Consider the following 18,593-nt stretch of genomic DNA (forward strand, 5'->3'; position numbering starts at 1 on the left):
TTTTTTAATAGACAAGATTAAGCGGTTGCTTCGGAAATGTAAGCATAAAGTTTTTCTGGTTCGGAAATTTTTGATAGATCTTCCAGATGTCCATTTCCTGTGAAAAAGTCCATCAACTGAGCCAGAATATTTGTTTGACTTGAACTTGAGTTGTTAATGATAAAGAAGAGTAGGGATACTTCTACTTCCTTATCAGGAGCTATCATATTGTGAAAAGTTACTGGTTTTTCTAATCGAACAACCACCACTTTCTCAGCTAGATTATGAACAATATCTGTATGAGGAATCGCTACATTTGGCAAGTCCTTTCCTAGAAAATCCATATCTAAACCAGTTGGAAATGACTTTTCACGCGTGATCAAGGCTTCACGATAAGTTGGAGTGACAATTTCTCGTTCTTCCAACAAGCTTGCTACCTGATCAAAGAGTTGTTCTTGATTATCCGCTTCTAAGCAAAACACCAGGTTTTTGTCAAAGAAATGATCTAATCCCATAACATTTTCCCTTCTTTCAATTATCTTTTATGTAATAAGTATAACACTATATGAAATCGTTGTCAATAATTTTTGTTTTATTTTGTTCATTTTTTTGTAATTTTTGTTTCATTTAAAGAATACAATCAATATCAAACATTCTTGTTATAAAATACACAAAAAAAGAAGGCTCAAGCCTTCTTCTCTTTCCTTACTCAATAGTAGATAAAATCTCTTCTAACTTATGGTAATCTTTTACACTATCAATTTCATAGATGCTATTTCCTTCTAATTCTTCGACATAGACATCTAATTCTTTGATATTATCCTTAACCATGTTGTCCCAGTAAAGATCAACAAATTCACCACTCTCGTAAGCTTTGTCAATAAAGCCAACAATCTTCTCAGCAGTTGGTGCATCCCAGAATGAAACTCCGCTCAGAATACGACCAGCCTTGCTGTCAACAATAATGTCTTGAACCTTGTAGTCATCACCGTAAACCAAGAACCACTCATTCGTACAGTCTTCACGATAAACGCTAAAATAGGTAGAACGTTTAAGATCGTTTCGAAACATATTTTTGAAAAGATAGTTATCTGCATCGATGACGTAGCTGTTAGCCAAATCTTCTTTTACTAAATAAAGTGAGTAAAAGTTATTGTAATCAGCATACTTGTCGTTAAAGACTAAACGAACACCATATTTTTCTTTTAGGTAGTCAAATTGTTCTTTGAGGTAACCGACAACGATGATAATCTCATCAATTCCTCTCTCTTTCAAAAACTCAATTTGGTATTCTACCAAAGGTTTTTGATTAACCTTAACCAAAGCTTTTGGGGTATTTTCAGTCATAGGGCGCAGACGAGTTCCTAGGCCCGCTGCTAAAATAATCGCTTTCACACGAATCTCCTTTATTCTTTAATAATAATATAAACACCAGCCATAACAATAAGTGAAGTGATGATTGTCAGCATATCGAGTGGTGTACCTAAAAGCATTGCTGAGAACAATACTGTCCATACGACATAGCTTACGTTCAACCCAGTTGCTTTTGCAGGTTGTAAACGGTTGATAGCAATGTAGTAGGCTAAGTATGAAATCATATTACATGCTGCAAAGACTAACATCAAACCGAGCAATTGCCCATCTGCTACTTCTGCAAATGAATGGTGAGAAAAGAGCACAATCACTAGATAGGACAAGAATGAGGTTACTTGTCGAATTAACAAGGCTTCAATTTCACTTAAATCACTTTCCATAGCATAGGAGCTGAGAACACTTTCACTCCCCCAGGCAATGGCACAGATAAGGGCACAAAGAATCCCAATGTAAAACGAGTTAACTTGTTCAACCTTGTAGGTTTGAGCAATGATCGCTGCAATAATCAAGAAAACACCGAATACTGTATTCTTTGAAACCTTGTGTTTCAAAATGAAGAAGGCGAGCAAAACTGAAACTGCTGGGTAAATAGCTGATACAGATGAAGCTAGTGAACTACCGATATATTTAACCGCATAAAGATTGGCCTGCATACCTATTGGTCCTGCTAGTAAAGCTCCGATAATTACACTTACATTTCGAATATTTAAGAAAATCGAGAGACGAACTTTTCTTTCTTTTACCAAAAGAAAAGCTAACAAGATAAAGATACTCAAGAAATCATGAGCGGCAGCCACAACAAAAGGCGAAAGATTTGTAAAAATTGAAAAGATATAAGCACTAATCGTTAGACCTAATCCCCAGAAGATACCAGAGAGCAGACCAAAGGAAACACCATTTTTATTCTTCATCCTAACCTCCATAATAAGTCAAACCTTCGACAGCTCTTTGGTAACGATTGACACCGTAATCTCCAAAATCAGCCCCTTGAGCTTCTTTGTACACTGTCCACAAACTCCAGATAGTATCTTGCAAGATTTTATAGATACGAATCTTCTCACGTGATACAGGCGTTTTGTCACTTTCATAGTAGGAAAGGAAAGCATCTTCCTCTTGCTTTGTAAATTCAGACTCTAAGAAAAGAGCTGCCAAATCCCACATTGGGTCATTCATAGAAGAGTATTCCCAGTCAATCAAATACAAACGACCTTGTGGTGACTCGATAAAGTTTTCTGGTACCAAATCGATGTGACAGGACTTTCTATCAACACCCAAATCAGCCAATCTCTTTTCTAGTGAAAATACATCTTTTCTTACAGCTTCATAGTTTTCATAAGGGATAGCTCCCTCAATCAAGGATTCATATTTGCTGATTTCCTCAAAAGGAGCAAATTCTCCTCTTAATTCTTTCCCTGAAGCGTGGATGGTTTGTAAAATTGGTGCAATCTTTTCAAACTTGGACTTAATTGATGTTGAATCAAGAGTTACTGCTGATTCGATGTATTCATTTACTTTAATCCCTGACTCAATATCAAAGAGATATTTTTTGACATCTAAATCTAAATCCTCTAAAAGTTCAAGATTGTACTTTTCATTTTGACGATTGATGAGTTTTTCAGTCCCTTTACCAAAAAATTTCACAATATACTGTTTGTTGGTTGTTTTAACCAAATAGTTTTGATTGGTCATGCCTCCCAGCTGTTCAACACTGAGTACTTCCTCTTCATCAGATAGTAAAGAAGAAATTTTTTCTTTGATGAGTTTCTCCACAATTAACCTCCATCTTCTACACTTCCCACTTAAATACTGTTTTGAAAGCAGTATTTAGGTCTGTAGCAAAGACACGGTGAATGTCCTTGATTTCTCTCACAGGTTCTTCAACATAAAGGATATTCTTCAGACGATTCGCAAACTTTTTGACTTCCATCATTTGAATAGCCTTCTCAAAATCGACGCGTCCTGAACGAGATGAGCCTACTAATAACAATCCTTTTTCCAAAGCATCTCGCGTATTGATATTGATCTTGTATTCACTCACTCCCATCATGAGAATCGTTCCCTGTGGACGAATATAGCGAATCAGGTCATTGATAGCTGGTCCTGTACCATCACCACCGCAACACTCAAATCCATGATCAAAGGTCAAATCCTCTGGGATATTATCCGTGATGTAGCACTCTTTTGCAAAAGAGAAGAGCTCCAATTTTTCCCAATGGCGACCAATAACGATAATCTCTGCTTCTGGTAGAGTGTAATTGATAATATTGGCAACCACAAAGGCCAAACTACCATCTCCGATAACAGCGATGCGCTCTCTCTTGCTATGAGCAAGATGCAGGAAGCGATCCATAGCATGCATGCCAACACTTACAAACTCAGTTATGGCTGCAACTGTGTCCTCAATATCATTATAAGACACAACACGATCTTTTGGAAGAGAGACAAATTCTCGCATAAAGCCGTCATAGCCACTAGATAGGAAGTAGGTCCCTGTCATGTAGTTCTCGTAGAACTCCTTGTCACTCTGCATAGGCGGTTGATTGGGAATCATAACTACCTTTTGACCGACTTCATAAGTACCAGTTGGATCTGAGATAACAGTTCCACAAGACTCGTGAATCATGGCCATAGGAAGCTTTTTAGCCAATATCTTTGGATCGCGTTTCCCTTGATAGTAACGTTGATCTGCATGACAAACCGCCATATAATTTGGACGAATCAGGATATGATTCTCCTGATCAATGTCCTCTTCTTGATATTTTACATTGATAAACTTTGGTTTGGTCAGTTGATAAATTTGATTAATCATAGCCTTAGTCTTTCTCAATCATACTTTTCGCGATTTTCAGGTCTGTCACAGTTGTGATTTTAAGATTTGAATATTCCCCTTTAGCTAGTGCAACGTCTTTTCCTTTGATAACAAAAATCTTACATGCATCCGTCAGGATTTCCTTTTCTTGATCAGATAGGGAACCATACAAATCCATGAAATCCTTGCAACGGAAAGTCTGAGGCGTTTGACCTTGATAGAGGTGAGCACGATTTGGAATATCAGTGATAAACTGACCATTAGTACTTTCAACAATGGTATCAACTGCTTCTACTACTGTATCAACCGCATCATGATTTTGAGCCAGTTTTATATTGTCCTGAATCATGCGAAGTGTGATAAATGGACGAACAGAGTCGTGGGTAATCACAATATCTTCTGGAGTGATTGGACGATAGGCATCAATAGCTTCAATAATCTTCTCGATACTGGTATTGCGATCAGCCCCACCTTTGGTAATGATGATGCGATCCTTGTGGAGAGAAAGATACTTGTCAACTAGGTCCTCAGCGTGTGACACCCAATCTCCATGAACTCCAACTACAATTTTTTCAATACTTGGTTCTAAGACGAATTTTTCAATTGTGTGGATCAAAATAGGTCGATCACCCAACTCCAAAAATTGTTTTGGTAAATTACTGATTCCCATGCGTGTGCCAGTTCCTCCGGCTAGGATTCCTGCATAGATCATTTATATTCTCCTTTAGTTTATTCTAAAAAACTCATTACCATCTATTATATCACAATCTGTCTCCATCATGAAGAAAAGACAGAGTGTCATTTAGTCTAATCAACACACCATTTAAGGCAAAAAGTGAACAATGCCTTACTAAATTTGGAAAGACCATAACAAATTAAGAAATAAAAATAGGTTATCCTCTATATTCTCCTCTCAACGTTCGGTTAATATAGAGTTCTTTAGGATATAATAGAAACCTTAAAGAAAGCTTAAATGAAATTATTTGTTTATCAAAGAATACTAGGTGTGCATAGTAAATTTCTTAAAAGTTGTTTGAGAGACTCATTATAAAAGGTTATATATCTCATGAATTAAACAAAAAAGTTGTTTGAGAGACTCATTATAAAAGGTTATATATCTCATGAATTAAACAAATAATAGACTTTTGCCCCTAAAATTGATAAAATAAAAAAGAAAATAATAGAAAAAGGAAACTGTAAACCGCCATGATGAACATGCAAAACATGATGCGCCAAGCACAAAAACTTCAAAAACAAATGGAACAAAGCCAAGCAGAACTCGTTGCCATGGAATTTGTTGGAAAATCAGCTCAGGACCTTGTCCAAGCAACTTTGACTGGAGACAAAAAAGTTGTCAGCATTGACTTCAACCCAGCAGTTGTAGATCCAGAAGATCTCGAAACACTTTCAGATATGACTGTTCAAGCAGTTAACGCTGCTCTTGAACAAATTGATGAAACGACTAAGAAGAAACTAGGAGCTTTCGCTGGAAAATTGCCTTTCTAATCCACAAAAAAAGAGAAACAGATGTTTCTCTTTTTTTCTTAGAAATCAAAGAATTCCATTGCTTTCTTTAAGAGTAATTCCGTATATTCCGGATCGTCTTGAGCCATTGTGACTTGTGACTGGACCATTTCAAGATCATCAGTAATCATGCCATCTGCGCCGAGGCGAACGGCTTTATCAAATGCCTCCGAACCATTTACTGTCCAAACATAGAGTCTCTGATCAGTTGTCCAGAGTTTATTGACAAAGTATTCATCCAAAGTTGAATATTCCATGGTATAACCAGTCGCCTTGGTTCTCGGAAACACACTATTATATGGCAGAATGAAGTACACTGGAATTTCAGAATCATAAGCCAAGACCTTATCAATCACATGATAGTCTAGTGACTGCATCTGGTGACCATATTTCTTGATAGTAGCTCCATACTTTTCGAGAAAATGGTCCATCATTTGTGGGCTATCTTTTTTACTGGTTTTAATCTCAATCAGCAATTTTTGGTTTAATGTATTTGCACGTTCTAAATAATCATCAAAACTTGAAATCTTTGTTTGATAACCATTCTCGTAAATATCTGTATTTGTTAATTCATCCAGAGTTAAGTCTTGCGGTGTAGCATTAATTCTTGCAAGCGATTTAAGGTTAGCATCGTGCATCATCACGAACTGACCGTCTTTCGTTTCCTGAACATCCATTTCAATGAGATCTGGTTTTAGTTGAGCTGTCTTTTCCAAAGACTGCACAGTATTTTGAACACCATTTTTATTACTTACTCCTCTGTGCGAAATCACTAAAGGTGTATTGGTATCCGGAGACTCCAAATAGATGTAACCTTCTAAAGCAAAGAAGATACTTGCACACCCCATGACTCCCCACCTCATCAAATGGTCTTTCTTTCGCCTTGGCATGATCTCCAACTCTTCTCCTGTCAGGAAGGAAACAAACTTCACTAGGAAATAAGTCAGAGTCATGTAATGGAGGTTTTTAATCAAGACAAAATTAATCACACCAAGAATCAAGGATTCTTTTTGAGTAAAATTATCCATTACTGCCTGAGCAAAGAGCAAGGGGATTAACAAGACAAAGAAGAAGAGATAGGTTTTAATGATAATGAGTAGGAGATGCCAAGAGAAGAAAAGGACGTTTTTCTTCGTCTTTTGGAGACTATATTTCACACTTTCTCTTACTGTCTTTCTTTCAAAGAGAATCTTAGGAAGGGCAAACATGAAGCGAACAGAAATGTAGAGAAAGATCCAAGCGGATGCTATGATCAACAGCCCTACCAGCCAGTTCTTATCTTCTAGGTATGTAACGATAAAATCAGGGATAATAATTTTGTTGAGGTAATAGATTTTTAAAATCTTACGGATGAACGGGAAAAGCATAGCAATGTAAAAAAAGACAAAAGCCATCTTACAAAAGCTCAATCGTTTGACAAATAGAAAGCTCTGGTGAAAGACTTTTCTACTATACTCAATCAAGGTTCTCTTTTCATGGTAGAGAAGGTGCCGCGCCCCGATAAACAAAAGACAAATCTGGAAATAGGCGACCAGGAGATTGATTGCAATTAAGATGAGAAAGGCTAAACTGATAAAAGGCGAGCCTTGTATAATCGCCCAAAAGTTATTGTAGGAGATAAACAAATAACCAGTTTGTCTCAGAAGGATGCCAGCAATCCATGAATTTAATGGTAGCCAGACAAACTCAACCATCATAAATATCAAGAAAAATAGAAATAAAATCTTATCTAGGTTATAGTATATCTTCCTAAAACCTAGCTTTTTAGGTTTTTCAGGTTTCATAAGCACTCCTAGTCTAAAAATTGGGATAAATCTAAGCCACCGAAAGGATTATTCATAGAAAAACTACTCTGGTCTTCTATTAATAGCTTTCCTTCATCTGATTCCAAAAAAGCCTCGTAAACACGCGCCGTCATGCGGGCGTCTTCTAAACTGTTATGAGACTTCCCGTGAAAGCCTAAAAAATTCGCTACAGTTTGTAATTTAAGATTGGCTATGCCGTGTAGGTCAGAACTACGGCGTTCAAAAGCCTCCTCATATAGATCAACCTTATACTGGTCACGATAATCAATACCATGCTCCAAGAGAATAGGCAAATCACTCTTAGCTGCATTGTAACCAACGATAGGTATGTCGCCAACGAATTCTTGAAAGTCCTTTAAAACTTGTTCTACTTTTGGCGCATCTTTCAAGGTTTCAGCTGTGATTCCAGTCAAACCATTGATAAAACTCTTCAATGGTGCTGTAGTATGAACATAAGAATCAAAAGCAGCACTTTCTTGTCCATCTTGAAAGCGGACTGCCGATACTTGAATTAAATGGGTAACCCCCTCGTGTTGATTGAATTCCAAATCAAAGGCGATATAATCTCTTAATTTTTCCATTATTTACCTCAATTACTACCCAAAATAAACTATAAATAATAAAAGAAGCCATTAGGTTAGTGAGTAACCCAAACAGCTTCTTTATTTTCCTCCAAAAAGGCGAGTAAAAAAGCCTTTTTTGGTTGCTTGGACTTCTTCTTTTGCTTGGTCCAACTCGAGTTTCAAGGTTTCTTGATCCTTCATCGCTTGAAGAGTTAACTGTTGCTGTTGGTCCAACTGTTTGTCCTTTTCAGCAATCTGTCGGTCTTTGATACGCATCTGTTCATCTTTTTCTGATAACTGGCGGTCTTTTGCCTTGAGCTGCTCGTACAAACGAAGAATTTCAGCATTTTTCTCATCGACCAAGATTTCCATCAGTTCACGTTGTTTGACATCATCACTGACTGGTTCATCTTCAAAAATCGTTTTTTTATAGATTTCTTCTAGCTTAATCAAGCCACTTCGAGTAACTACAGTTACACCTTTGTCATTTTTTTTCGTGTCCTCTTCTGGAAGTTCTTTGACACGATTGTTGATTGCTTGACGAGATAGTCCTAAGACCTCTGCAATCTCACTGACGGTCATTTCAATACTCATAATATCCTCTGAAACGTTTTCTAGCTTTTCTTTATTTAAATCTTATCATAAGCTAGATAAACTGTCAAATTTCCGCTTAATCTAAAGCTTTTAGAAAGGCTAGTAAGACTTGGGCAGAACGACGTCCAGCTTCGATAATAAACTCATCAAAAGAGATAGAGGCTTCGTGATTGGCATTGTCACTCATTGCACGAATGACTAGGAAAGGTAGGCCAAGAGCCTGAGCTGCTTGTGCAATGGCAGCCCCTTCCATTTCAACTGCTAAAACATCAGGGAAGTGGGATTTGATACTAGCAATCTTATCATCTCCAGCTATAAAGCTATCTCCTGTAGCAATCAAGCCTAGGTGCCAGGTCTGTTCTAACTGAGATAGACTCTCTTGGATTTTGGCTACAAAGGTTTTGTCTGATTCAAAATAAAGCGGTTGTTGCGCCATTTGGCCATAAGCATAGCCAAAAGCAGTCACATCCACATCATGGTAAGCTAGTCTATCTGCAATCACGACATCACCAACAGCAATCCCATCTGCAAGAGCACCTGCTGATCCTGTATTGATGATAGCTTCTACTTGGAAGTGGTTAGCTAACACTGCTACACTCATAGCCGACATGACTTTTCCAATCCCACTCTGAACTAGAACGACTTCTGTATTGCCAACAGAGCCAGTGTAGTAAGTATTTCCAAGGACTTGGACTTCTTTAGGTTTGTCCAAATTCTGAGTCAAATATACGAGTTCTTCTGGCATGGCAGCAATGATTCCAATTTTCATTTCAAGTCCTTTCAATTACAAGAGTTTCATCGCTAAAATTAACAAAATCAAAAGTAGGATGACTGCAAACAAGATGCGATTGAGTTTCGAATTAAAAACATTTCTCTTAGTGTTCTCAATGCGGCGACTCTTATGAATTGTTGGTTCTACTTCGATTGTAAGTGTATCTTGACTAAAACCGTGGTCTCTAGAGCGTGAATAACTAAAATGTTGTGAAGACGTTGGTAGGATCTTTGTTTCCTCATCATCTTGAAGAGGTGGTCCTGAGATTTTCTCACCTCGGTTGGCACGTTCAATCATTTCGTCTGTTAATAAAGGTTTTCCCATGGGTTGCTCCTCTATTTCTTTTGTAGTTCCCAGTACTGGATCGCCATAATGGTCTTGGCATCACAGATATGACCTGACTGGATTAGGTTCTTAGCCTCCTCTAGACTCACTTCTAGAACTTCCAAAGTTTCATCATCATCTTGTGGACGAGGATTTTCCACCTTGACCAAATCACTAGCAAGGTAGAGTTTTAGTTTTTCATTACAAAATCCAATCGCAGAATAGAAATCGTACAACAGTTCTAACTTAGCTGTGTAGGCAACCTCTTCTTCCAATTCACGAAGGGCCGCTGCCATTGGATCAGCATTTTCACCAAGTTCTAGTTTACCAGCAGGAATCTCATAAGAAACCGCCTCGATAGCTTTTCGGTATTGCTTAACGAGAACGATTTTGTCTTCAGCTGTCACAGCTAGTACACAAACAGCTCCATTGTGAAAAATCAAATCACGTTGGGCAGTACCTTTGCCTTCTGGCAGTTCTACCTGATCTTGCACCAATTTAAAGATAGGACCTTGATAGATTTCCTTCCGACTAATCGTTTTTTCTTCAAATTCCATGACAAACTCCTACTGGTTCTTGGGATGATGAGGTAGGCGAGTCGCATATTCATCTTTGTTGACCTGACGTCCACGGCCGATAGCAATGGCATCAGCAGGAACATTCTTGGTAATGGTTGAACCCGCTCCAACCAGAGAATTATCCCCAAGTTCTACAGGAGCAATAATAGTTGAGTTTGAGCCAACAAAGACATTATTGCCAATGACAGTTTTATATTTATTTTTGCCATCGTAGTTAACTGTAATAGTTCCTGCACCAAAATTAACGTTGCTACCCACTTCACAGTTTCCAATATAAGTCAAATGACCAGCCTTGGTATTTTCACCGATTGAAGATCCTTTTACTTCAACAAAATTTCCAATGTGAACTTGAGCAGCCAGACTTGAACCTGGACGGATATGAGCATAGGGACCAACTGTTACACCGTCCTCAACACTACTTTCCTCAATCATAGAGTTGGTAATCACGGCTCCAGCTCCAACGGTACTATCTACGATATAAGTTCCATTTGTTAAAATAGTCTCCGCACCAATCTTCGTTTGACCTTTCAAGGTAACGTTGGCTTCGATTTTGACTTCGGGAGCAATCTCAACATCAATATCGATGTAAGTTGCTTCCGGATTAACAAAACTAACACCATTAACCATGTGCTTTTGATTGATACGGCGACGCATCACTGCTTCCGCAGTCGCAAGAGCTACACGGTCATTTACGCCAAGACTTTCATCAAAATCCTTGAGAGTATAGGCCCCAACCTTTTCACCCGCATTACGGAAAATACCAATCACGTCAGTAATATAGTACTCACCTTGGGCATTGTTGGTGTTGATGTTTTTAAGGGCTTCAAAAAGACGCTCATTGTCAAATACATAAGTTCCTGTATTGATTTCCTTAATTTGCTTTTCAAAGTCTGTGGCATCTTTCTGCTCAACAATACGAAGAACTTCAGCATTATCGTTACGGACGATACGACCATATCCAAAAGGATCAGCTGCTTCAGCTGTTAAAATCGTCGCAACATTTTTGTGATTAATATGGAAATCCAAGAGGTTTTTCAAGCTTTCACCTGTAATCAGAGGAGTATCTCCAGCGATAACCAATGTGTGGCCTGTACGATTTTGGAGAATAGGCTCTGCCATCATGACAGCATGCCCAGTTCCTAGTTGTTCTGATTGGGTAACAAAGTCTGTCTGACCGGCTAATACTTGCTCAACTAGCTCTGCCTTGTGACCAACTACAGTAACTGTTTTTTCAGGTTGAATCGCACCAACACTACGAAAAACATGTTCCAACATCGAAATTCCAGCTACTTTATGAAGTACCTTTGGAAGATCTGATTTCATGCGAGTACCTTTACCCGCTGCTAGAATAATGGCATAATTTGACATAATCTTCTCTTTTCTCTAGAAATTCCCTTATATTATACCATAATTTAGTTTCTTAGGAGTAAACAAACAGAGAAATAGGGAAAAGACGCCCATATATTCACTTTTTCCGATGTTTTCTTTGATTTTTTTATCTATTTACGTTAAACTATTTAAATATGAGAAAAAAGATTCATCCAGCTATTATTTTTACTTTATTTACTATATTTATAGCTATTTTGATCCTCAATAGACCAACTTATGAAGACCATCCCGTCAAGTCAAAACCAAATGCTGTCCAGGTTGAAAATCAGGCCTTGCATAATCTTGACAAACCTATTATTGATGTCTCTGGTTGGCAAAGACCTGAGGAAATCAACTACGATACCTTGTCTCAAAATATTTCAGGTGTTATTGTTCGCGTCCACAATGGGGCTCAACATACTGAAAAAAATGATGCCGCTTATGCCAATGGTATTGATAAAGCCTATAAAAGTCATATTACAGAATTTCAAAAGCGGAATGTCCCAGTTGGAGTCTATGCCTATCTAGCTAGCCCCAGCAAGGAAGAAATGGAAAAAGCCGCTGAAGTTTTCTATAATGCTGCTTCTCCTTACAACCCTAGTTACTATTGGTTGGACGTGGAAGAAAAAACAATGTCTGATATGAATGAAGGGGTTGAAGCCTTTCGTGCTAAACTGGAATCTTTAGGTGCTAAAAACATCGGCATCTATATTGGAGTTTACTTCATGCAAGAACACAGTATCAATACAGATAAGTTTACTGCTATTTGGATTCCTTCCTACGGGACAGACTCTGGTTACTTTGAAACAACACCCAATACCAGTTTAGACTACGACCTCCATCAATACACTTCAAAAGGAAGAATTGCTGGATTTGAACATCATTTAGATATTAATCTTATTTCTACCTTGAAGGAAAAAGAAGAAACCTTCAGAAAACTATTTTTAAGACCATAAGACAAGTGAAAATCGCTCTCTTTTTCACTTGTTTTTTCATTTTCTCCTCGTCTGTGTTATAATTGATAGAATAGAGAAAGAATTTTATGAAATTGAGGATTTTATGATGTTTTCATGGATTGCAAGAGTTATTAAAGGAATCGTCATCGCCTTAGGATTTATCTTACCAGGAATTTCAGGCGGTGTTTTGGCAGCTATTTTGGGGATCTACGAGCGAATGATTAGCTTTCTGGCTCATCCTTTTAAGGATTTTAAAGCGAATGTCCTATACTTTATCCCAGTAGCAATCGGGATGTTGCTAGGCATTGGTTTGTTTTCTTATCCAATCGAGTATCTGCTAGAAAATTACCAGGTCTATGTTTTATGGAGTTTTGCGGGAGCCATCATCGGTACAGTTCCTAGCCTCCTTAAAGAATCTACTCGAGAATCTGATCGTGACAAGATCGACCTAGTCTGGTTCTGGACTACCTTTATCCTTTCAGGCCTAGGGCTCTACGCGCTAAACTTTGTTGTTGGTTCTCTCAGTGCTAGTTTCGCTAATTTCATCTTAGCGGGTGCTCTTTTAGCGCTTGGTGTCTTGGTGCCTGGTTTAAGTCCGTCAAATCTACTCTTGATTTTAGGATTGTACGCTCCAATGCTCTCTGGTTTTAAGACCTTTGATTTATTCGGTACTTTCCTTCCTATCGGAATAGGTGCAGGTGCAACCCTCATCATTTTTTCAAAATTAATGGACCATGCCTTGAACAACTACCACTCGCGTGTGTATCACTTTATCATTGGGATTGTGCTATCAAGCACCCTCTTGATTTTGATTCCAAATGCTGGAAGTGCTGAAAGTATCCAATACACTGGACTTTCTATCGTGAGTTATGTTCTCATCGCCTTCTTCTTTGCACTTGGTATTTGGCTTGGTATCTGGATGAGTCAATTGGAGGATAAGTATAAATAATGGCAAAGAAAGTTAAGATTAAGAAAACCTTGGTCGAACAAATCTTGACCAAGGCGGGTATTAACCATACTGGTATTCATATCAACGCGCTTGAGGGTGAACTTCCTTCGGAATATGATCGAACACATATCTTTAAAACCTTGGCTCTGCTGGGTGATAAGACGGGGCCAATCATCGGAATCGTTCCCATAACAGAACACCTCGCTGAGAAAAAACTAGCAAAGGTTTCTGGTAATAAAAAAGTGAGCATGATTCCTCAAAAAGATCTGGAAAAAACGACAGGCTATATTCATGGGGCTAATAACCCCGTCGGCATTCGCCAAAAACACAATTATCCTATTTTTATTGATCAGACTGCTTTGGATTTAGACCAAATGATTGTCTCTGCTGGAGAAGTCGGGCATAGTATCATCATTCGACCTCAAGACTTAGCCAGCTTTGTAAAAGCAAATTTTGCTGATCTCTTGGAGGAAAACAACTGATGAAACTCTATTTTGTCCGTCATGGTCGGACTGTCTGGAATCTTGAAGGACGTTTTCAAGGTGCTAGCGGCGACTCTCCCCTTCTTCCAGATTCCATTGACGTTTTAAAACAACTGGGTCAACATCTCAAGGAAATTCCTTTTGATACGATTTATTCTAGTGATTTACCCAGAGCAGTCAAATCTGCTGAGATTATCCAAAGTCAACTCCTAGCCCCTTGTCCTTTAAAGAGCATTCCTAACCTACGTGAATGGCAACTTGGAAAACTAGAGGGATTAAAAATCGCTACGCTCAATGCCATCTACCCACAACAAATCAAGGCCTTTCGCTCTAATCTGGCCCAGTTTGATACGAGGATGTTTGAAGCCGAATCTCTCTACTCTACGACTCAGCGAACCATTCAGTTTATCAAATCTCTGAAAGAAAGTCCGGCTGAAAGAATTTTGATTGTCGGGCATGGGGCAAATCTCACTGCTAGCCTACGCACTCTCTTAGGCTATAAAGAGGCTCACCTTCGCAAAGATGGAGGCTTGGCCAATGCTAGTCTGACAGTTTTAGAGACCGAGAATTTTGAAACCTTCACTCTGGAAAGATGGAATGACACTTCCTATCAAAGAAAATAATGGAACTTGATCTTAATAGTCAAGTTCTTTTTAGTTTTCAAAGAATATCCGTGAATTTCTCTGCTATTTATGATAAAATGGGAGTATCGCAAAAAATGACTCATCGTATCAAATTTTGAGTAAAATTAGGAGGAACCCATGTCTACAGAACATATGGAAGAACTAAATGACCAGCAGATCGTTCGCCGTGAAAAAATGGCTGCGCTCCGTGAACAAGGAATCGATCCCTTCGGAAAACGTTTTGAACGTACTGCTAACTCACAAGAACTAAAAGATAAATTTGCAGAACTCGATAAAGAACAACTACATGAATTAAATGAAACTGCTACTATCGCTGGACGCTTAGTAACTAAACGTGGAAAAGGAAAAGTTGGCTTTGCCCATCTTCAAGACCGAGAAGGTCAAATCCAGATCTACGTTCGTAAAGACGAAGTTGGCGAAGAAAACTACGAAATCTTCAAAAAAGCAGACCTTGGTGACTTCCTTGGTGTCGAAGGTGAAGTCATGCGTACTGATATGGGAGAGCTCTCTATCAAGGCCACACACATCACACACTTGTCTAAAGCACTTCGCCCGCTTCCTGAGAAATTCCACGGTTTGACAGACGTTGAAACAATTTATCGTAAACGTTACCTTGACTTGATTTCTAATCGTGAAAGCTTTGAACGCTTTGTCACTCGTTCAAAAATCATCTCTGAAATCCGTCGTTATCTAGACCAAAAAGGTTTCCTTGAAGTGGAAACACCTGTTCTTCATAATGAAGCCGGTGGTGCTGCTGCCCGTCCATTTATCACTCACCACAATGCCCAAAACATTGATATGGTCCTTCGTATCGCGACTGAGCTTCACTTAAAACGTCTTATCGTTGGTGGTATGGAACGAGTCTATGAAATTGGCCGTATCTTCCGTAACGAAGGAATGGACGCTACTCATAACCCTGAGTTTACTTCTATCGAGGTTTACCAAGCTTATGCAGACTTCCAAGATATCATGGACTTGACGGAAGGTATTATCCAACACGCTGCTAAGGCAGTTAAGGGTGATGGTCCAGTTAACTACCAAGGAACTGAAATCAAAATCAACGAACCATTCAAACGCGTTCACATGGTAGATGCTATCAAGGAAATTACTGGTGTAGACTTCTGGCAAGACATGACTTTCGAGGAAGCTAAAGCTATCGCTGCTGAGAAGAAAGTTCCAGTTGAGAAACACTACACTGAAGTTGGTCACATTATCAACGCCTTCTTTGAAGAGTTCGTTGAAGAAACCTTGATTCAACCAACCTTTGTCTATGGTCATCCAGTAGCTGTGTCTCCACTTGCTAAGAAGAACCCTGAAGACGACCGCTTTACTGACCGCTTTGAGCTCTTCATTATGACCAAGGAATACGGTAACGCCTTTACTGAGTTGAACGACCCAATTGATCAGCTTAGCCGTTTTGAAGCTCAAGCTAAAGCTAAAGAGCTTGGTGATGATGAAGCAACAGGCATCGACTACGACTACATTGAGGCTCTTGAATACGGTATGCCTCCAACAGGTGGTTTGGGAATCGGTATCGACCGTCTCTGCATGCTCCTCACTGATACAACTACTATCCGTGATGTATTGCTCTTCCCAACAATGAAATAACCCCTTATCCTCTGGTACTTGCCAGAGGATTTTTCGATGCAAAAAGAGACTGAGGAAAAACTCAATCTCTTTTTCTTATTCTTGATTTTTAACTTGACTGGTGGCTACATCTTCCCCAAACCATTTCTGGCTGATTTCCTGGAATTTTCCTTCTTGGTATAGCGAGATAAAGGCTTGGTTCAATGCATCTAGCAAAGTTTTATCAGCAGGTCTAACACCCACTGCAAAAGCTTCACTTTCAAATCCAGCTGAAAAGACATTGTAGTCATTTAATATTCCTTCAGACTGGAGATAATAATTGGCATATACCCGGTCAATCAACAAGGCATCAATCCGATCATTTTTCAAATCAATTAAGGCTTCATTGAAACTTTGGTATTGATTAGCCTTCTGGTCTTTCACTCGATTCTTGAGTAGTTCTGGTTGTCCTTCAAAATTCAAATAACCAGAAGATCCAGCCTGGGCCCCTAAAACTTTGTCAGTCATATCCTGAACTGAGTGGATTTTTTGAGACTTTTTAGAGACCAAAACTTGTTGATTTTCCATGTAAGGAATGGTAAAAGCAACCTTCTCTTTCCGTTCATTTGTTGCTGTATAGCCATTCCAGATGGCATCAATGGTACCATTTTGTAGTTCGGTTTCTTTCATATCCCAGTCGATGGGTTGAAATTTAATCTGAATTCCTAGTTTTTCAGAGACAGCTTGGGCTAGGTCAATATCAAAACCTGCATACTGGCCATTCTTTTCCTCAAATCCCATGGGAACAAAGGTATTGTCAAAGCCAATGGTAATGCTACCCTGTTTTTGATATTTGGCCCAATTATCCTGACTTGGATCACTTGCCTTCTGAGTACAAGCTGTCAGGAAGAAGCTAAAGAACAGAGCAAGTACAAGGGCAATTTTCTTTCTCTTCATAGGCACCTCCTAGTCCTACTTTGGATCGACCTTAAGGATCTGATCAGCAATGTTTTCCGCAAACTGAAGATCGTGGGTCACAACAATCTGAGTCATCCCACGCTCTTTATTTTGAAGGATAAGTTTTTCCACTTCTAATCGCAATTCTGGGTCTAAGGCTGATGTAGGCTCATCATATCCAATAATTTCTGGGTTTATCATCATAGCACGCGCTAAGGCCACCCGTTGTTTTTGCCCACCTGAAAGTGAGAATGGAAAGGCATCTGCATGCCCTGCTAACCCAAGTTGTTCTAACAAACCACGCGCCTTCTTCTCAGCAACTTCCTTCTCCATGCTCATGGTTTTTATAGGCGACAGAGTTAAGTTATCTAGAACTGACAAATGCGGAAAGAGTTGAAAATCTTGGAAAACAAATCCCAGAAGATTGCGCTTTTCTAGTTCGTCTATAGCTAGCGATTCGCCGTTATAGTAGATTTCTCCAGAATCGATGGTTTCCAGTCCAGCTAGCATACGTAACAAGGTAGTCTTTCCTCCTCCAGATGGACCTACGATTGCAAGGATTTGCTTTTCAGGAATTGATAGGCTGAAGTTGGTTAAGATTTGTTTGCCACCAAAGGCCTTGTTGATGTTTCGTAATTCTAACATAGCAATCCTCCTATCTGTAATAACTGTACTTCTTCTCAAGTTTTTTCGCAACAATAGTTACAAGACCAATCATAATCAAATAAATCGCTCCGGCTAAAAACATAGGAACAAGACTGGCATCCCGATTGGCTGCTGTCCGACTAGCCAAAATCAAATCTGAAATCCCAAGGGCATAAACCAATGAAGTATCCTTGACCAAACTCATAATTTCATTAAAGACGCTCGGTAAGACAATCTTTGTAACCTGAGGCAAAATAATATAGCGCACTGTGTCAAATGGACTAAACTTCAAGACCTTAGCAGCCTCATACTGCCCCTTTGGAATGGTTTCAATCCCTCCACGAAAAATTTCAGCAAAGTAGGCTGCATAGTTCAATACAAAAGCGATTACAGCAGCAGGCAAACGATCTAAACGTATCCCAATTCTAGGGAGAACATAGTAAATAAAGATTAATTGCAAGAGCAAGGGAGTCCCTCGCATCACCCAAATATAAAGGTCAATCAGATAATGGAGGGGTTTCCAGCGAACTTGCAAAGCAAAGGCAACGACAATACCTAAAGGAATTGAAAATATCAAGACCAGAGCAAAGACTTGAAGAGTCATACTTGCACCGTTCAATAAACTTGGTAATATCTCAAACATATAAGACATACTGCACCTCCTAAAAATTATTGTTCCTATTATAGCATAAATAAACAATTTA

General features: G+C 38.9%; 22 protein-coding genes. 6 read left to right on the forward strand and 16 right to left on the reverse strand.

What is annotated here, in order from left to right:
- Positions 1-17 precede the first annotated feature (17 nt).
- From CO686_RS04955 to CO686_RS04980, 6 genes are all read right to left on the reverse strand, one after another.
- Complete coding sequence (locus tag CO686_RS04955) at positions 18-494, reverse strand: PTS sugar transporter subunit IIA (protein WP_049550397.1); 477 nt, start codon at positions 492-494, stop codon at positions 18-20.
- A gap of 190 nt (positions 495-684) precedes the next feature.
- On the reverse strand, positions 685-1,374 hold the full coding sequence (locus CO686_RS04960) for a sugar phosphate nucleotidyltransferase (RefSeq protein WP_000643950.1): 690 nt from the start codon (positions 1,372-1,374) through the stop codon (positions 685-687).
- A gap of 11 nt (positions 1,375-1,385) precedes the next feature.
- On the reverse strand, positions 1,386-2,264 hold the full coding sequence (locus CO686_RS04965; RefSeq protein WP_049550398.1) for a DMT family transporter: 879 nt from the start codon (positions 2,262-2,264) through the stop codon (positions 1,386-1,388).
- 1 nt (position 2,265) lies between these two features.
- Entirely contained in the window at positions 2,266-3,123 is an 858-nt protein-coding gene (locus CO686_RS04970; RefSeq protein WP_049550399.1) for a phosphotransferase family protein, read from the reverse strand.
- Between the two features lie 16 nt (positions 3,124-3,139).
- Positions 3,140-4,162 carry a ribitol-5-phosphate dehydrogenase gene (locus CO686_RS04975; protein WP_049550400.1) on the reverse strand — a complete coding sequence of 341 codons (1,023 nt, stop codon included), beginning with the start codon at positions 4,160-4,162 and terminating at the stop codon, positions 3,140-3,142.
- A 4-nt stretch (positions 4,163-4,166) separates the two neighbouring features.
- A complete protein-coding gene (locus tag CO686_RS04980) occupies positions 4,167-4,874 on the reverse strand; it encodes an IspD/TarI family cytidylyltransferase (RefSeq protein ID WP_000638514.1) in 708 nt (235 codons plus the stop codon).
- Positions 4,875-5,368: 494 nt separating this feature from the next.
- On the opposite strand from CO686_RS04980, the gene CO686_RS04985 reads away from it, so the two are divergent.
- Positions 5,369-5,668 (forward strand): YbaB/EbfC family nucleoid-associated protein, encoded by a 300-nt coding sequence (locus CO686_RS04985; RefSeq protein ID WP_049550401.1) that lies wholly within the window; start codon positions 5,369-5,371, stop codon positions 5,666-5,668.
- A 38-nt stretch (positions 5,669-5,706) separates the two neighbouring features.
- Here the strand turns inward: CO686_RS04985 and CO686_RS04990 are convergent, their stop codons facing one another.
- The 7 genes from CO686_RS04990 to glmU form a co-directional block, all read right to left on the reverse strand.
- Complete coding sequence (locus CO686_RS04990) at positions 5,707-7,470, reverse strand: glycerophosphoryl diester phosphodiesterase membrane domain-containing protein (RefSeq protein WP_049550402.1); 1,764 nt, start codon at positions 7,468-7,470, stop codon at positions 5,707-5,709.
- Between the two features lie 8 nt (positions 7,471-7,478).
- Positions 7,479-8,072 (reverse strand): 3'-5' exonuclease, encoded by a 594-nt coding sequence (locus CO686_RS04995; RefSeq protein WP_049550403.1) that lies wholly within the window; start codon positions 8,070-8,072, stop codon positions 7,479-7,481.
- 81 nt (positions 8,073-8,153) lie between these two features.
- Entirely contained in the window at positions 8,154-8,648 is a 495-nt protein-coding gene (gene rocS / locus CO686_RS05000) for a chromosome segregation protein RocS (protein WP_000021253.1), read from the reverse strand.
- 76 nt (positions 8,649-8,724) lie between these two features.
- Positions 8,725-9,417: a 5'-methylthioadenosine/adenosylhomocysteine nucleosidase gene (locus CO686_RS05005; protein ID WP_049501502.1), complete on the reverse strand. Its 693-nt coding sequence runs from the start codon at positions 9,415-9,417 to the stop codon at positions 8,725-8,727.
- 15 nt (positions 9,418-9,432) lie between these two features.
- A complete protein-coding gene (macP, locus tag CO686_RS05010; RefSeq protein ID WP_049501493.1) occupies positions 9,433-9,744 on the reverse strand; it encodes a cell wall synthase accessory phosphoprotein MacP in 312 nt (103 codons plus the stop codon).
- A gap of 11 nt (positions 9,745-9,755) precedes the next feature.
- Complete coding sequence (locus tag CO686_RS05015; protein WP_000393795.1) at positions 9,756-10,301, reverse strand: NUDIX hydrolase; 546 nt, start codon at positions 10,299-10,301, stop codon at positions 9,756-9,758.
- A gap of 9 nt (positions 10,302-10,310) precedes the next feature.
- Positions 10,311-11,690: a bifunctional UDP-N-acetylglucosamine diphosphorylase/glucosamine-1-phosphate N-acetyltransferase GlmU gene (gene glmU / locus CO686_RS05020; RefSeq protein ID WP_049501494.1), complete on the reverse strand. Its 1,380-nt coding sequence runs from the start codon at positions 11,688-11,690 to the stop codon at positions 10,311-10,313.
- Between the two features lie 155 nt (positions 11,691-11,845).
- On the opposite strand from glmU, the gene CO686_RS05025 reads away from it, so the two are divergent.
- The 5 genes from CO686_RS05025 (at position 11,846) to lysS (ending at position 16,329) form a co-directional block, all read left to right on the forward strand.
- Positions 11,846-12,646, forward strand: a complete 801-nt coding sequence (locus tag CO686_RS05025; RefSeq protein WP_001227574.1) for a glycoside hydrolase family 25 protein — start codon at positions 11,846-11,848, stop codon at positions 12,644-12,646.
- Between the two features lie 106 nt (positions 12,647-12,752).
- Complete coding sequence (locus CO686_RS05030; RefSeq protein ID WP_049501503.1) at positions 12,753-13,595, forward strand: DUF368 domain-containing protein; 843 nt, start codon at positions 12,753-12,755, stop codon at positions 13,593-13,595.
- Entirely contained in the window at positions 13,595-14,077 is a 483-nt protein-coding gene (locus CO686_RS05035; RefSeq protein ID WP_049501495.1) for an aminoacyl-tRNA deacylase, read from the forward strand. The genes CO686_RS05030 and CO686_RS05035 overlap by 1 nt, the downstream gene beginning before the upstream one ends.
- On the forward strand, positions 14,077-14,700 hold the full coding sequence (locus CO686_RS05040) for a histidine phosphatase family protein (protein WP_049501496.1): 624 nt from the start codon (positions 14,077-14,079) through the stop codon (positions 14,698-14,700). Before CO686_RS05035 ends, CO686_RS05040 begins: the two co-directional genes overlap by 1 nt.
- Positions 14,701-14,838: 138 nt before the next feature.
- Positions 14,839-16,329: a lysine--tRNA ligase gene (lysS, locus tag CO686_RS05045; RefSeq protein WP_049501497.1), complete on the forward strand. Its 1,491-nt coding sequence runs from the start codon at positions 14,839-14,841 to the stop codon at positions 16,327-16,329.
- A 75-nt stretch (positions 16,330-16,404) separates the two neighbouring features.
- Here the strand turns inward: lysS and CO686_RS05050 are convergent, their stop codons facing one another.
- From CO686_RS05050 to CO686_RS05060, 3 genes are read right to left on the reverse strand one after another with little or no spacing between them, the layout of a single operon-like run.
- A complete protein-coding gene (locus CO686_RS05050) occupies positions 16,405-17,244 on the reverse strand; it encodes an amino acid ABC transporter substrate-binding protein (protein WP_049550404.1) in 840 nt (279 codons plus the stop codon).
- Between the two features lie 15 nt (positions 17,245-17,259).
- A complete protein-coding gene (locus CO686_RS05055) occupies positions 17,260-17,889 on the reverse strand; it encodes an amino acid ABC transporter ATP-binding protein (protein ID WP_000891744.1) in 630 nt (209 codons plus the stop codon).
- Positions 17,890-17,899: 10 nt separating this feature from the next.
- Positions 17,900-18,541 (reverse strand): amino acid ABC transporter permease, encoded by a 642-nt coding sequence (locus tag CO686_RS05060; protein WP_049550406.1) that lies wholly within the window; start codon positions 18,539-18,541, stop codon positions 17,900-17,902.
- Between the last annotated feature and the right edge of the window lie 52 nt (positions 18,542-18,593).

Source organism: Streptococcus oralis, assembly GCF_002386345.1.
Classification (GTDB): domain Bacteria; phylum Bacillota; class Bacilli; order Lactobacillales; family Streptococcaceae; genus Streptococcus; species Streptococcus oralis_S.